Genomic DNA, 15,147 nt, shown 5'->3' on the forward strand with positions numbered 1-15,147 from the left:
AGCGCATTTTTGTATCTGCAAATAAACAAGCTTATGGACGTGGAATAAATCCAACCGCATCATAAACTGCTTTTAATGTTTTCTCAGCACGGGCACTAGCTTTCTCGGCCCCCATTTTCATGATGTTATTTAATAATGTTTGGTCTTCACGTATTTCTTTAAAGCGAGCCTGAATTGGCTCTATCATGCTGACAACAGCTGCTGCGGTGTCTTTTTTCAAGTGGCCATACATTTTATCTTCGTATTCAGGTACTAACTCTTCGATTGGACGCTTAGTTGCAACACTTAATAACGTAAGTAAGTTAGAAACGCCTGGTTTTTCACTTCGATCAAAATAAATGCGTGCTTGCTCGTCTGAATCAGTAACCGCTTTTTTAAGCTTTTTCTCAATCTTTTTAGGCTCGTCTAACATCATAATAAAGCCATTTGGGTTTTCATCAGACTTAGACATTTTTTTCAGTGGATCTTGTAGGCTCATTACTCGCGCACCAAACTCAGGAATATAAGGTTCTGGCAGCGTAAAAATCTCGCCGTATACATTGTTAAAACGATTAGCAATATCACGCGTTAACTCAAGGTGCTGCTTTTGATCTTCGCCAACAGGCACTTTATCTGCTTGGTATAGTAAAATATCAGCCGCTTGCAAAGCTGGGTAAGCAAATAACCCAACATTAATATTATTAGCATGCGTTGCCGACTTATCTTTAAACTGGGTCATGCGATTAAGCTCACCCATTTGCGCATAACAGTTTAATACCCAACCAAGTTGTGCATGTTCTGGCACTTGAGATTGAACAAATAATGCCGCTTTTTCTGGGTTAATGCCACACGCCGTATATAAAGCAACGCCATCGAGTACACGACCACGCAATAACTCAGGGTCTTGGCGTACGGTAATTGCATGCAAGTCTGCAAGCATAAAGTAGCTATCATATTCTTCCTGTAGCTTAACCCACTGGTTAATAGCGCCAACATAGTTGCCTATTGTCATACCACCGGTTGGCTGCATGCCACTTAATACTACTGGTTTACTCATGATTTTCCTTTATTTTTACTTAATTAAAAATGCTTAACGCTGCGTTAGTGTCGGTATTATAGCTAAGAAGTTATCGCATAGGTACTGCGGATTATAATCCCCTAGCTGATCTCCTTGATGATACCCGTATGTAAGAGCTATCACATCAATATTAGCGGCTTGAGCTGCGAGTATGTCACTCTTTGAATCACCAATCATAATCGCTTTATCAGGCGAAATATTTAATGCATCGCAAGCAAATAATAGCGGCTCAGGTGACGGTTTTTTTGCCATGTCGTCGCCACACACTATTACCTCAAAATGACTGCGAATAGCGAGCTTATCCAAAAGCATTTCAGTAAAGCGGCGTGCTTTATTAGTAATAAGTGCTTTAGGCATACCACTGAGAGCAGCAAGACCCGTTTCAACATGCTGATATAACACGCTGTATTCACCGACCTGCTCACTGTAATGTTGATAAAACAGGTTGATAGCTCGTTCGCTTAATACTTCGTCAAGGTGCTCACTAATTTGCATATCGCCGCAAAGAGCTCTTTTAACTAACACCTCAATACCATTACCTACCCAGCTTTCAACTAATCGCTGACTGATTATGGGAAACGCTAAATCGCTTAGCGTTAGATTTAAGGCCATATATAAGTCATACACGCTATCAACTAGCGTGCCATCTAGGTCAAATAGTGCCGCATCATATTTCATTATTTAATACTTTCTAATTGTTGGCGCATTTCATCAATTACGCTTTTATAGTCAGGCTGATTAAAAATAGCTGAGCCTGCAACAAACATATCAGCACCCGCCTCAGCCGCAGCTGCTATATTCTCTACCTTAATACCGCCATCAACTTCTAAACGAATATCACGCCTAGAATCAATAATGCGTTGCTTTGCCTCTCGCAGTTTCTCAAGTGTTTGTGGAATAAAGCTTTGCCCACCAAACCCAGGATTCACCGACATTAATAAAATAACGTCTATTTTATCCATTACGTGATCGAGGTAACTTAAACTCGTTGCAGGGTTAAAAACTAGACCTGCCTGGCAGCCTTGATCTTTTATCAACTGCAAAGTACGGTCAATATGCTCACTGGCTTCTGGATGAAAGGTAATAATTGACGCACCCGCCTCGGCAAATTGTGGGATTAAACTATCTACCGGTTTTACCATTAGGTGAACATCAATCGGGGCTTTAATACCGTAGTCGCGAAGTGCTTTACACACCATTGGACCTATTGTTAAGTTAGGTACGTAATGGTTATCCATTACATCAAAATGGACAACATCAGCCCCTGCAGCTAAAACTTTGTCGACATCTTCGCCAAGGCGTGCAAAATCTGCAGATAAAATTGAGGGCGCTATTAAGTATTTTTGTTCACAATTTAGCATTGCTAATCCATTAATGAAGAATTTATGGCGTTAATGTAACTTAATTAACGATGTTACCCAAGTAGCGCCTTTAAAAATAGCGCTATATTAGCAACGCTAGTCACTAACTTTTATTTACCGTAACAACAACTAATTGCGCGAACTAAGAAAAATAAAATACGCTTATAAACAAATTCCGAGATATGATTAGCTATAAATATAGCTAAAAATAAAGTGTATTATTTAAGCAGGTTTTGTTATGCTGCGCGCAGAACTAAATTATTAGGTTTATATTATGCGTGCTTTTAAAATTGGATTATTAATCACGTCGGTAAGTGTCATTATTGGAGCAGCGTCGCTTTCTTCAAATACTGAGCAAGAATTAAGCTCAGCCAACACTTGTATTCATAAAGAACAAACTAGCGCTATTAATCATAGCGTTAACCGTTGCATTCAAATTGAAGAAGATTCCTCTTGGGCTTCTTGGTTAACCGGCGATAGCCGCAGTGCTCAGTTTCATTACCTAGATTTGCTAGAGTTATTAACGGGTACTGATGACAAGCACAAACCCTCTTCTATCAAACCATTATTTTAATTAATGCAGCATTTTTTTAGCGCTTTACAAAGTGTGCTAGCTGCATTTTTTTGGTGTGCAATCTGAAGATAAACGTCAAACAGACTTTAAACACCACTCTCCTATCACATTAATAGCCATTGCCGTGGTACTTTTTGTATTATTTGTGCTGGCTATTTATGCAACCGTGACTTCGGTGCTAAGTACATAGCCATTAGCTCATCTACTTTATTTCGTGAACCGCCTTTTGGACTGATCGTGCGCTTAACCTGAATTTTATCCAAAGAAGCTTGACTGTAAATTTTGCGTGTCCATACCGTATCGTGATTTGAAATAAGGACTGGTGTGTTATTCTCAAATGCCGCTTGTTCAGCCAAATTAGCTAAATTAGCCTGATCGTCTAAGTTAAATCCGCCTTTAGCATACGAGGTAAACGATGCTGTTTTACTTAATGGCACATAAGGAGGATCGCAATATATCACCGCATTTTTAGGCACCAGTTTAAACACATCATCGTAGCCTAGGCAGGTAAATGTAGCCTGTTGCGCTTTGCTAGCAAAAAAGTACATTTCTTTTTCAGGAAAATAAGGCTTTTTATATTTACCAAAAGGCACATTAAAAATGCCCTTTAAGTTATAGCGGCATAATCCGTTATAACCATGACGGTTCATATATAAAAATAAGATGGCTCGTTCATATACATCGCTACTTTGATTAAACTGCACACGATAATCATAATACGCATCTGAGTGGTTGTTTAAATCAACAAACAATTTTTTGGCATCACTAATAAACTCATCAGGCGAACGCTTGAGCTCTTTATATAAATTGATTAAATCAGCATTAATATCGTTAAGTACATAGTGTTTAAAATTGCTGTTTAAAAACACTGAGCCCGCACCAACAAAAGGTTCAACCAAGGTATCAGCATTCTTACTTGCTTGATTTAGTCGCGCGTTAATATCTTCAACGAGGCTGTATTTTCCGCCAGCCCATTTAAGGAAGGCTCTACTCTTTTGCTGCATTGGCTCTTTACTTCAATTCGGTGTTGCGCGATTTTACACTAAAGTTACTGAGTTTACTGATCAACTCGTGCAATTTCTTGTTTTATTTTACTAATTTTTTTATAGAAAGGTTTATTTTTTCTAACCTCAGCAGGAAGTGCTTGCAGTGCTTGTTTTGCCTCATTTAAGTTAGCAAAGCTGCCTGTAGTTACCACCCACCACATTTTACCATTTCGTTTAGTTTGGTAGGTATTAGCGATATTTTCTAGCTTATGTTTAACAATAAACTCATTACCTACCTGCTGCTGAGTTACCGCTAAGAGCTGAATAACAAAATTATCTTCAGGCTGTTGTAAGTACCAATTACTGGGTATTTTTACTATTGGGTTTTGCGACTTTGTTTTTTCAGGTTTAGTAATAGGTTTTTCTTCAACGGGTTTTGATGCCGGCTTTTCCTGTTCAACAACGCTCGTTGCTTGCGTTAAGCTGCCGACTATCGCTGGAACATTATTAATGGTGTTGTCTTGAGTGGGCTTTTGAATGACAGCTGCTGGCGGCTCAATAGTTTTAGGCGCTATGAACTGCTGTGGTTTATTTTCAATTGCTTGTTCAGTTGTAATAGCGGTTGATAGCACTTGCTCATCAATTTGGCGATTGGCACTTTCCCACCACTGGGTCATATCAGCTTTGTACACAAGACCAATGATCAACAACATAATTATTAGTAATAGTGTTAGTAGCTGTAAGCGCCAAGAAACCTTATCTTTAACTACAATATCAGCAACCTGCTCGCTAGGCTGCCAGGCTAATAACAAACTCGGATTACCTTGAGCTTCAACTAAAAAGGTTTGAAAGACAGGATCTTCATCATAAGGTAAGCTCGTAAAATACCATCCCATGAGCTGCTTACTTTCAACTATATTTAATGGCTCTAAATGAATATTAACTGCATCTTTGAATGCTAATTTAGACTGTGATGCAATCATAATATACAACACATTAGGCGCATTTTTTGATAACAGCTCAAGCTCTGCAATGAGTTCTTCAGATAGGTGCCTACCGCCATCAATCACCCATAAACACGCGCCACATTGTTGTTGTTGCGCTAATTGATAATAGTTTTGCGATAAGCTTAGATTGTGGTCAATTAAAGGGGCATTAAAGCTTTGTTCTAATAACTGAGTCATTAATTGCACATCAGTCATCTGTGCACCAACTTGCACAAACGCTTTATTAAAATCGTTATATTTATCAGTAATGAAGGTTTCAAGCAAATAGCTTTTACCTAGACCAGAGGTACCCAATAAAACAATTAGGTTTTGACCATATTCAAATTGCAATGCGATTCTATCCACCAAAGCCGCACGGCTTGGTAAAATTTGTGACTGCATTTATTGCTCGATCAATGCTCTAACTTGATCATCAGATACATTATCAACTAATGCACACTGACCAAATTCGGTGGGTAAAATAAATCGGATAGTCCCCTTTTTATTCTTTTTATCTTTGCGCATATGCAGTAAAAATTGTTCACTGGTCATATTGCTAGGGATTTCGATTGGTAATTTATACGCTGCTATTAGTGTGGTAATACGCTCTACATCTTGCCGTGTTAAGTCGTTACGAGTATGAGCAAGTTTGGCAGCAAGCACCATACCTGTAGCTACGGCTTCACCATGTAACCACACGCCGTACCCCATTTGCGCTTCTATAGCATGGGCAAACGTGTGCCCTAAATTCAATAGCGCACGCAGGCCCTGCTCTTTCTCATCTTGTGCAACGATGAGCGCTTTAATTTCACAGCATCTGAAAATAACATGCTGTAAACAGGCTTCATCTAACTGTTGTAATTGAATGATATTTTGCTCTAAATAAGCAAACAACTCAGTATCGTAAATGAGGCCGTACTTAATAACTTCAGCCATGCCAGCAGCAAATTCACGGGTAGGTAAAGTATGTAACGAACGCGTATCTATAAACACAGCTTGGGGTTGGTAAAAAGCCCCTATCATATTTTTACCCAGCGGGTGATTAACTGCTGTTTTACCACCCACTGAAGAATCAACTTGAGACAGTAACGTGGTAGGTATTTGGATAAAAGGCACACCACGCTGATAACAAGCAGCAACAAAACCAGTTAAATCACCAACTACGCCACCACCTAATGCAATTAAACAGGTATCACGTCCGCAGTTATTTTCAAGTAAGAATGCTGATATTTTTTCAAACCAAGTGAGTGATTTATATTGCTCACCATCTGGAATAATAAAATGAAGTGGATTTTGCTGTGCTAATGAATTAAGCAACTGCTGAAGATAGAGCGGTGCAATAGTGTCATTAGTAATGATGATAGGCCGACAATCACCAATATGGTGTATTAGACGGCCTGTATCTTGAAGTGCAGATTGACCAATATAAATAGGATAACTTCGCTCGTCTAAATTAACAGTTAATTCAAGCATGCTGGGTTAGTCCTTTTTAATACTGGCTTTTAAAAATCCAATTTCTCGATTATTTGGTTAGCAACAACTTTCGCGCTCTGCTCATCAGTGCGTACAACAAAATCAGCTACTTCTTTATATAATGGTTCACGCTCTTCTGCTAAGCGCTCAAGTACATCACGAGGTGCTTCTTCTGTTTGCAGTAATGGGCGACGCTTGTCGCGTTGCGTACGTGCAACTTGCTTTTCAATCGGAGTCTCTAGGTATACTACAATACCGCGAGCCGAAAGCTTGTTTCGAACTTCTTTACTCATTACTGAGCCACCACCCGTAGCAAGAACAATACCTTGCATCTCGGTTAAGTCGCCAATAACAGATTCTTCACGAAGTCTAAAGCCTTCTTCACCTTCAAGATCGAATACCCAGGCAATATCTGCGCCCGTGCGACGTTCGATTTCTTGATCAGAATCAACAAATTCAAGGTGTAATTGGTCAGCGATGTGACGACCAATCGTGCTTTTGCCAGCCCCCATGGGGCCAACTAGAAATATATTACGTTTCTCAGCCATATCTTTTAGTACAAACGAACTCTAAAATTTGAAATAAAACCCCGCCTAACGACCTGGCCCCAAAATTAAGAAAGGGATTATCTCAGTAATCGGTCGGGTATTTCAAGTCAATTAGGATAAAAAGCCATATAACGAGCAATTAAACTAAATAATTACCCATTGGTTAACAAAAAAGCACCTTATTATAGGCAAGTTTATCTTCTAGGGTTAAAATTTATGCAACTTAAGGTTACTACGTGTTACTTCGTAAACGCTTTTGTATGGTAATTTTCACAAAAAACTCAGTTACAAACAACATAAACGCAGCCTTAAAATGCATCCGCAGTACAGTACATAAAAAACTATATACTGCCTAATTGTACATTTACAGGGAGTGTTCACACCAAGATAACTAAATGACATGCCAATACCGTCTGGTTTGTTGTGCAACCTAGATAGTTTGAATAACCTGAGCCCTGAATAGTAATCTATCTCAAGCAGAGCTCAGGTTAGGTAATTAGTCTATTTGGATTTTAGGTGTGACAAAAATCAGCAGTTCGCGCTTTTCATTAAACTCGCTTGTGCTTTTAAATAGTCTTCCTACATAAGGAAGGTCGCCCAATAAAGGTACTTTTTTGGTCGAATTAATAATTTGCTGTTGGAAAATACCACCCAACACTACCGTTTGTCCATTCTCAACGAGAACTTGAGTCTCAATTTGTTGCGTATCAATGGCAACTGCAGGGCCAGTTCCTGTTTGAACGGTATCTCCACGGGTATCTTGAGTAATTATTAAGTTTAAAATAACTTTGTTGTCTGGCGTGATGTGAGGTGTCACTTCTAGACTCAACACTGCTTTTTTAAAGCTCACGGTTGTTGCACCACTTGAAGCAGATTCCACATAGGGGATCTCAGTACCTTGCTCTATACGCGCTTTTTGCTGGTTGGCAGCAGTGATACGCGGACTCGCAATAATTTCACCCTTATTTTCTTCTTCGAGCGCAGTTAGCTCTAAATCAATCAATGTTCCATTTGCTAGTTTGGCTATATGCATACCAATACTTGCCGATGGATTCGCTACCGGTAAATTAACGTTAAGTCGATCTGAAAGGCTAGGAATAATGCCGTTAGAAATCGTTTCAGCCCCTTCTAAGGTACCCGAAATACCATCAGAACCTTGTTGATCACTGAACCCCCAACGAACCCCTAAGTCTTCTGTTACGTTGTCACGCACGGTTACCATTCGCGCTTCAATGACCACTTGTTTGACTGGGATGTCTAAGGTTTCGACCATTCGGCGAACACTTTCAATACTTTTTGCAGTGTCTTTCATTAATAACGTATTGGTACGTTGATCAACAGAAACACTACCTCGAGCTGTAATAATGCTATTGGTGTCTGTTTTTAATAAGTCGGCAAAATCTTCTGCTTTTGCGTAATTTAAACGGATATATTCACTGTAGAGTGGCTCTAAATCCTCAACTTGTTGCTTAGCTTTTAACTCTTTTGCTTCACGGGCAGCAAGTTCTTCAGATGGCGCTACCATTAAAATAGAGCCATCCATACGTTTGTCTAAGCCTTTTATTCTTAGCACTACGTCTAACGCTTGGTCCCATGGAACGCCATCTAAACGAAGGGTAATGTTACCTGTTACAGAGTCACTGGTTACCAAGTTAAAGTCATTGTAGCCTGCAATAATCTGCAACACGGAGCGAACAGGGATGTCTTGAAAGTTAAGCGTCATAGGGCGACCTAAGTATTCTTTCCCCCCATCTAAGAATGCATTTTGAGTCTCATCTTTCTCAACCGTTAAGGTAAAAATATTTTCAATTTGCTGATACGTGTAAGCAAAGGCAGTATTAGGTTCAATCACAATACGTGTAAGGTTATCTTCCTTAAATGTTTCAATACTGCTTACGACAGTACCAAAATCAAGAACATCTAATTCATACAATAAGTCATCTAAAATATCGGTATGATGAAACTCTGCAATTATCTTCCCACCACTTTCATGAACCTCAATAGCCGCCTGAGTATCTTGCAGGTAAACAAGCACTTTAGCCTCACCTTTTTCACCACGGCGAAAATCAATAGCTTGAATGCCATTAATATAACTAGAGGTATAAGCAGGTCCATCTTCACTGGTTGTTACTATTTGTTCTGTCAGTGGGTTATCAGATATTCTTATTGAAACTAAGTTGTTGTTAACCTCAGTCTCATAAATTTTTAATCGCTCTAGGTTAATGGTTACCTTTAAACCCGCACTGGTCATCATGCTACTGATGTTACTTATTCCTGCTTGGTTAATCGCAATATTTGCCAACCCTTCATCTAGCTCAACTGCATTAAATAAAAGCTCTATACGTGCCGGACTATTAAAAACTTGTACATCAGGTTGCTGCTGTAATTCTTCATCGAAGACCAGTTGTAACTCGGTTTCACCTTTAAGTAATGGGTTATATCGGACGTCATAGAGTAAAGGGGCTGCACTAACCGTTTTAGTCATGAGTAATAAAAATACAAATAACAAAATCGTTAAAATACGGTGGTGTGAACACTCATCTTTGTGCATATAGGGAATACCATTTTTCTTATTAACTTGCGCCATTGGTTGCCGCCTCTAACATTTCTAATTTGGTCAAACGTTCTTTCCAACAACCTGACCCATCAGGGATTAATTCTACTAATTCAATATAGTCACTATTAACACTGCTTACTTTTCCGTCATAGGTGCCCAAATAGCTCCCTATAGATACTCGATGTAAGGTGTTATCAGCAGCTGTAATGAGCGCCCATGTTTTGCCGTTCGATCCTATTGTGCCCTTCATTGCTAAATTATCTAATGGGTACTTTTCCAGAGGCTGACGAACACGTTCTGGATCTGGGTGAAGACAGTTTTTAACTTGTGTTAGCTTATTTTGTATAATTTCTGGTTCTGGTGCTACAAAAGGGCTACGTAAATCTTTAGCGTTATATGCAAAGTGTTCAAACTTAACCAACTCAGGTATCTTTTCGACACGCGCAGTAGTGTTTGCTTTAACCTGATCAATAAATTCTTTTTGCTCAGATGTATCTTCGTTACAGCCACTGAGCAACAATATTGCGGTCGTTAAAAAGAGAAGTTGCTTCATCATCTCACCCCCTCTTCATAACGATAAGTTTTTGCTACTACACTGAATGTTAGCTGCTTTTCGCCAGATGATAAAATAGAAAAGTCATGTAAACTTACAATTCTTGGTAACTGAGCTACTTTTCCTACAAATTCACCAAACTCATGATAAGTGCCTACCACTTCAATTTTAATGGGTAGCTCGGTATAAAACTCTTTTTCAACTTCTGGTAACCAACCAATTTTTAAAAATGTTAAACCACTGGTTGTACCCACATAGGAAAGATCGTCTAATAATCCTGGCGTCTCGTTTGAGGTAGGTAGGCGCTTTAATAGCTGAGAAAATTTGTCTTCCATCTCAATCATTTGTTCACGATAAATATCAAGCTTACTGGCAACTGCATATTTAGTTCGGTAGGTTGTGCGTAATTCTATCTCTTTGGCTACCGCATTATGGTAACTTTCAATTTCATCCGACACTAATAAGCTGTAGCTAAAAAACAATATGAGACAAGCAACAAAAGCGCCGCATATTGCTTTTACAATAACTGGCCACTCGCCTATATTATCTAGCTCTATTTCATTCCAATCTATCTCTGTAAACGATTTAAGATTAAGGTTCATTACGCACCTCACCTATTTGGCCAAATGGCTTTACGTAAAATTCCATATTAAAATCGCTGAGTAAACGAGAGGATTGGTCGCCTGCAACAATACCTTGCATAATTGGGCGTTCTAATAGGTAAGAACTTTGCACCTGCCTGAGCATAGTAGATAAGCGGTTGTTAGATTCGCTTTTTCCTAATACATGAATTTGACTGCCCTTGCGCTCAAGCTTGGTTAAATAAACACCAGCAGGTACTATTTTAGCCACTTCATCCATTATTTGCGTACCTAAGTTACGACTGCTTTGTAACTCCTCAATTAATCGCATACGTTGTTGTAGGTTTTCTTTTTTCTTGTCTAAATCACGTATATCGCGAATTTTTTGATCGAGCATTGTAATTTCTGAGCTAAGGTAATTATTTTTTAGCATTTGCCCTTCTTTGAGGCCGCTATAAAATGCACTCAGCGCATACATAGTCACAAAGCAAACAATAACGACTGCCATCAGCAGTGTTATAAATTTCTTTTTAGACTGCTCACGCTGTAATTCACGCCAAGGTAATAGATTTATATGTGGCATGATGAAAAACTCCTCAACGCCAGGCCAGTCGCAATTGCAAATTGAGTGCGGTGACGCTGTATTATATTACGATCAACTCTAGGTGATATTTCTATTTTATCAAATGGTTCTACAACAACCGTATGTATCCCTAATTCTTCAATTAACAGTCTATCAATGCCTTTAATCATGGCTGAACCGCCCGTCAGTACAATATAATCTAACTGCTCTTTACCTGTTGTGGTTAAAAACATTTGCACAGCACGACGAACTTGCTGTAATAACGAGGTTTGAAAAGGTGCTAACACTTCAAATGTGTAATTAGGCGGTAAATCACCCGTTGTTTTACCAATTTCGGCCTCATCAAAACCTTTATTGTAGTAAGCAACAATACTGTTTGTGTATTGGTCGCCGCCAAATACTTGGTCACGGGTATAAATTGTTTCACCTGATTGCACCACACTCACTGATGTGAGCACAGCACCAATATCGACCACTGCCACCGTTTTATCAAACGCATCTGATGGAAGTTGTTGATAATAGACATTCATAGCCCGGCTTAGCGCATAACTTTCAACATCGACAACTTTTGCCGTTAAGTTTGCTGCGCTTAGCGCGCCTACTCTCGCTTCCACACTTTCCGTTCTCGCTGCAGAAAGTAAGACATTAATTTTGCTCGGATCGGCGCTGTTAGTTGAGAGTTTTTCGAAATCAAGACTAACTTCATCTAACGGATAGGGGATCAAGCTGTCGGCTTCAATTTCAATCTGTGACTCTAATTCAGCGTCGCTTAAGGAAACATCCATGAAAATAACTTTGGTAATCACTGTTTGCCCTGAAACAGCAACAGCAGCAAATTTGAGTGACTTTGGTAACTTTCGTTTTAACTTGGTTATCACATTGCCAATTGCTTCAATATCTTGAATGTTACGCTCGCTCATAGCGCCTTTTGGCATAGGTTCAATTGCAAGTGCTTCTAGTCGAAGCCCAGTTTCTGTTTCACTTAAAAGTACGGCCTTGATAGAGTGCGATCCTATATCAATACCCACCATCATAGGCGATGGTTTTTTTATTAATTGACTTAGCATGTTTGCAACTTTGCCTTTGTTTTAATAATAAACAGGTTATAATTTATATCTTAAAAAATATTATTCAATTTTTAATCAATATATACTAGCAGTCTCAACCTGTAATTGGGAGTCCGTTTAGGGAAATATCAGTGATTTTATTAAAAAGAACTTTACAATTTTTGATCATTTGTGCATTACTTGCACTAATTACATTGCTCAGCCTTTATTACTACGTTAAATCCGATATTCCCAGCGTGCAGGTTTTAAAAAACGTGCAATTACAAACGCCTATGCAAGTATTTACCAAAGATGGGCTTTTAATCAACCAATTTGGTGAAAAAAGGCGAATTCCTGTAACTATAGACCAAATTCCTGAGCCTTTGTTACACGCTTTCTTAGCAACTGAAGATAATCGCTTTTATGACCACATTGGTATTGATCCAATTGGTATTGTTCGCTCAGCGCTGGTGCTTATTTCTACCGGTGAAAAGAAGCAAGGTGCCAGTACAATTACGATGCAGCTGGCTCGTAACTTTTTCTTAACACGAGAAAAAGCCTACATTCGTAAGGTAAAAGAAATATTTATTGCCATCCATATCGAAAACTTACTTTCAAAAGATGAGATCTTTGAGCTCTATTTAAATAAAATAGAGTTAGGTAATCGAGCTTTTGGTATTGGTGCAGCCGCTCAAGTTTATTATGGTAAAGAACTAAAAGAGTTAACTCTTGCACAAATGGCAATGATTGCAGGTTTACCAAAAGCGCCTTCAGCACTTAACCCGATTCGTAATCCAGAGCGAGCCAAAGCCAGAAGAAATGTGGTATTGGGACGAATGCTAGACGAAAAATATATTTCTAAAGCACAATATAACGAAGCAATAAACCAACCTATTACCGCGTATTTCCATGGTGCTGAAATTGATTTGTATGCGCCGTATATTTCAGAAATGGTACGTGCTGAAATGGTGTCGCGCTACGGAATAGATAAAGCCTATAACTCGGGATACAAAGTATTTACTTCTGTTGAATCACATGTTCAACAGGCGGCACAAACAGCGTTAGTCAATAATTTACATGCCTATGATATGCGTCATGGATTTAGAGGGCCTGAAGCCATTTTATGGGATCCACAAACAGAGCCTGCACCTTCTGAGCCTAAGCTATTAAACATATTAAAAGAAGTGAATGAACTAGGCCCTTTAAAAACTGCTGCAGTTTTAAATGTATACGACAAAAGCGTTGAAGTAATACTCAAAAGCGGCGAACGTACAACATTAACTTGGGATAATCTGAAGTGGGCACGTAAGTTTATTACCCGCTATCGCCAAAGCTTTGCCCCTAAAACAGCAAGCGATATATTATCGCCAGGCATGCAAATATGGCTGCGTAAAAATGACGATAACAGCTATATTTTGAGCCAAATCCCCGAAGCGGCTAGTGCCATAGTGTCTTTGGATCCTCAAGACGGACGCATTAAAGCTATTGTGGGTGGCTATAGTTTTGAGCAAAGTCAGTATAACCGTGCTGTGCAAGCTAAGCGCCAAGTGGGTTCTAACATAAAACCATTCATATACTCTGCCGCACTTGAAAAAGGTTACACCTTAGCGTCAATTTTAAATGATGCTCCTATAAATCAATGGGATAAAAGCCAAGGCGTTGCATGGCGTCCTAAAAATAGCCCCGCCATTTATAATGGCCCTATTCGTATTCGCCGTGCGTTAGCACAATCAAAAAATGTGATTTCGGTACGTTTATTACGTGGTGTTGGTTTACAACGTACAGCCGATCATTTACTTAAATTTGGTTTTGAAGATGAAGATATAAATCGCAGTGAATCGCTGGCATTAGGCAGTGCATCCATCACCCCACTAGAGTTAGCTCGTGGTATGAGTGCTTTTGCTAATGGCGGCCACTTAATAGAACCTTACTTTATCTCTGAAATTCAAGATGCCATGGGTAATACCTTATTTAAAACTAACCCGACTGTAATTTGTGATGATGAAGCGACAACACCTAGCTCGCTAATGCTAAGTGAGCAAGTAGCACCAAACTGCGCGCCGCAGATCATATCTAAACAAAATGCGTTTTTAATTGCCAGTGCTATGAACAGCGCAATTTGGGGGGGTGGTAGCTGGTCTCATAAAACAGGTTGGAGTGGAACAGGTTGGCGTGCACAAGCACTAAAACGTCGTGACCTTTCGGGTAAAACAGGCACCACCAATGATTCTGTAGATACTTGGTTTAGCGGCTTTAATCGCGATGTAATGACCTCTGTTTGGGTTGGTTTTGATAATCCAGGAAATACACTGGGACGTTCAACCTATAATAATAATTTAGCAAGTGGCCAAATATCAGGTGCAGAGTCAGGTGCTAAAACAGCTCAGCCTGCATGGGTTGATTTTATGAGAGTCGCACTTGATGGTAAACCCGCTGCGCCAATTGAACCCCCTGAAGGGTTAGTTTCAATTCGTATCGACCTAGAAACGGGGCTATTAAGTCATAAAAATGATTATACCAGCCGCTTTGAATACTTTGAGAAAGGCACGGCACCTACAAAGTATGTGCTATCACAGCCAAATGATGTATTTGAAGAAAGTACTAAAACCGAAGAAGATCTCTTTTAAATGCTACTTATGCTTAAAAGGCCGCTGATTAGCGTAATGCCGATCAGTTAAGAATATTTTTGATCGGTTGACTGATCTTTTTAACGCTTTCAAAATCCGATATCTGTCTCTGGTATCGGATTTTTTTATGCGCTTTGAAAATGAATTAGCGGTCGCTTTTAACTCTTGTGGTAGTTTTCATACATTCGAAAAATATGCTGAGCTACTTTCCCCTG

The 15,147-nt window shown here is 39.3% G+C and carries 15 protein-coding genes; 3 read left to right on the forward strand and 12 right to left on the reverse strand.

The features are described from left to right. Positions 1–31: 31 nt before the first annotated feature. Genes trpS through rpe form a run of 3 tightly spaced genes read right to left on the reverse strand, consistent with a single transcriptional unit; the run spans position 32 to position 2,418 of the window. The gene (trpS, locus tag P20439_RS08775) at positions 32–1,036 is read right to left on the reverse strand and encodes a tryptophan--tRNA ligase (protein ID WP_008466239.1); all 1,005 of its coding nucleotides are present in this window, start codon (positions 1,034–1,036) and stop codon (positions 32–34) included. A 33-nt stretch (positions 1,037–1,069) separates the two neighbouring features. After that, complete coding sequence (locus P20439_RS08780) at positions 1,070–1,735, reverse strand: HAD-IA family hydrolase (RefSeq protein ID WP_008466241.1); 666 nt, start codon at positions 1,733–1,735, stop codon at positions 1,070–1,072. Continuing rightward, a complete protein-coding gene (rpe, locus tag P20439_RS08785) occupies positions 1,735–2,418 on the reverse strand; it encodes a ribulose-phosphate 3-epimerase (protein WP_008466243.1) in 684 nt (227 codons plus the stop codon). Before rpe ends, P20439_RS08780 begins: the two co-directional genes overlap by 1 nt. A gap of 274 nt (positions 2,419–2,692) precedes the next feature. On the opposite strand from rpe, the gene P20439_RS08790 reads away from it, so the two are divergent. After that, on the forward strand, positions 2,693–2,992 hold the full coding sequence (locus tag P20439_RS08790; RefSeq protein WP_008466244.1) for a hypothetical protein: 300 nt from the start codon (positions 2,693–2,695) through the stop codon (positions 2,990–2,992). A gap of 55 nt (positions 2,993–3,047) precedes the next feature. Continuing rightward, on the forward strand, positions 3,048–3,182 hold the full coding sequence (locus P20439_RS18225) for a DUF2970 domain-containing protein (RefSeq protein ID WP_008466246.1): 135 nt from the start codon (positions 3,048–3,050) through the stop codon (positions 3,180–3,182). Here P20439_RS18225 and P20439_RS08795 read toward each other — a convergent pair. The 9 genes from P20439_RS08795 to P20439_RS08835 all read right to left on the reverse strand — a co-directional run bounded on the left by P20439_RS08795 (position 3,145) and on the right by P20439_RS08835 (position 12,326). Beyond that, on the reverse strand, positions 3,145–3,996 hold the full coding sequence (locus P20439_RS08795) for a Dam family site-specific DNA-(adenine-N6)-methyltransferase (RefSeq protein WP_008466248.1): 852 nt from the start codon (positions 3,994–3,996) through the stop codon (positions 3,145–3,147). The two genes, P20439_RS18225 and P20439_RS08795, sit on opposite strands and share 38 nt — an antisense overlap. 53 nt (positions 3,997–4,049) lie before the next feature. Then, on the reverse strand, positions 4,050–5,366 hold the full coding sequence (locus tag P20439_RS08800) for an SPOR domain-containing protein (RefSeq protein WP_008466250.1): 1,317 nt from the start codon (positions 5,364–5,366) through the stop codon (positions 4,050–4,052). Next, positions 5,367–6,437: a 3-dehydroquinate synthase gene (gene aroB / locus P20439_RS08805; RefSeq protein WP_008466252.1), complete on the reverse strand. Its 1,071-nt coding sequence runs from the start codon at positions 6,435–6,437 to the stop codon at positions 5,367–5,369. 29 nt (positions 6,438–6,466) lie between these two features. Next, entirely contained in the window at positions 6,467–6,985 is a 519-nt protein-coding gene (aroK, locus tag P20439_RS08810) for a shikimate kinase AroK (protein WP_008466255.1), read from the reverse strand. Positions 6,986–7,481: 496 nt separating this feature from the next. Next, positions 7,482–9,572, reverse strand: a complete 2,091-nt coding sequence (locus tag P20439_RS08815) for a type IV pilus secretin PilQ (RefSeq protein WP_008466257.1) — start codon at positions 9,570–9,572, stop codon at positions 7,482–7,484. After that, positions 9,559–10,095, reverse strand: a complete 537-nt coding sequence (locus P20439_RS08820; protein ID WP_008466259.1) for a pilus assembly protein PilP — start codon at positions 10,093–10,095, stop codon at positions 9,559–9,561. Before P20439_RS08820 ends, P20439_RS08815 begins: the two co-directional genes overlap by 14 nt. Beyond that, positions 10,095–10,697: a type 4a pilus biogenesis protein PilO gene (locus P20439_RS08825; RefSeq protein ID WP_008466261.1), complete on the reverse strand. Its 603-nt coding sequence runs from the start codon at positions 10,695–10,697 to the stop codon at positions 10,095–10,097. The genes P20439_RS08820 and P20439_RS08825 overlap by 1 nt, the downstream gene beginning before the upstream one ends. Then, a complete protein-coding gene (locus P20439_RS08830) occupies positions 10,687–11,259 on the reverse strand; it encodes a PilN domain-containing protein (RefSeq protein ID WP_008466262.1) in 573 nt (190 codons plus the stop codon). Before P20439_RS08830 ends, P20439_RS08825 begins: the two co-directional genes overlap by 11 nt. Then, positions 11,247–12,326, reverse strand: coding sequence for a pilus assembly protein PilM (locus tag P20439_RS08835; RefSeq protein WP_008466264.1), 1,080 nt, complete (start codon positions 12,324–12,326; stop codon positions 11,247–11,249). The genes P20439_RS08830 and P20439_RS08835 overlap by 13 nt, the downstream gene beginning before the upstream one ends. A gap of 131 nt (positions 12,327–12,457) precedes the next feature. On the opposite strand from P20439_RS08835, the gene P20439_RS08840 reads away from it, so the two are divergent. Beyond that, complete coding sequence (locus P20439_RS08840) at positions 12,458–14,932, forward strand: penicillin-binding protein 1A (protein WP_008466266.1); 2,475 nt, start codon at positions 12,458–12,460, stop codon at positions 14,930–14,932. Positions 14,933–15,147: the final 215 nt, after the last annotated feature.

The sequence above is a fragment of the Pseudoalteromonas sp. BSi20439 genome, assembly GCF_000241165.1.
Lineage (GTDB): Bacteria > Pseudomonadota > Gammaproteobacteria > Enterobacterales > Alteromonadaceae > Pseudoalteromonas.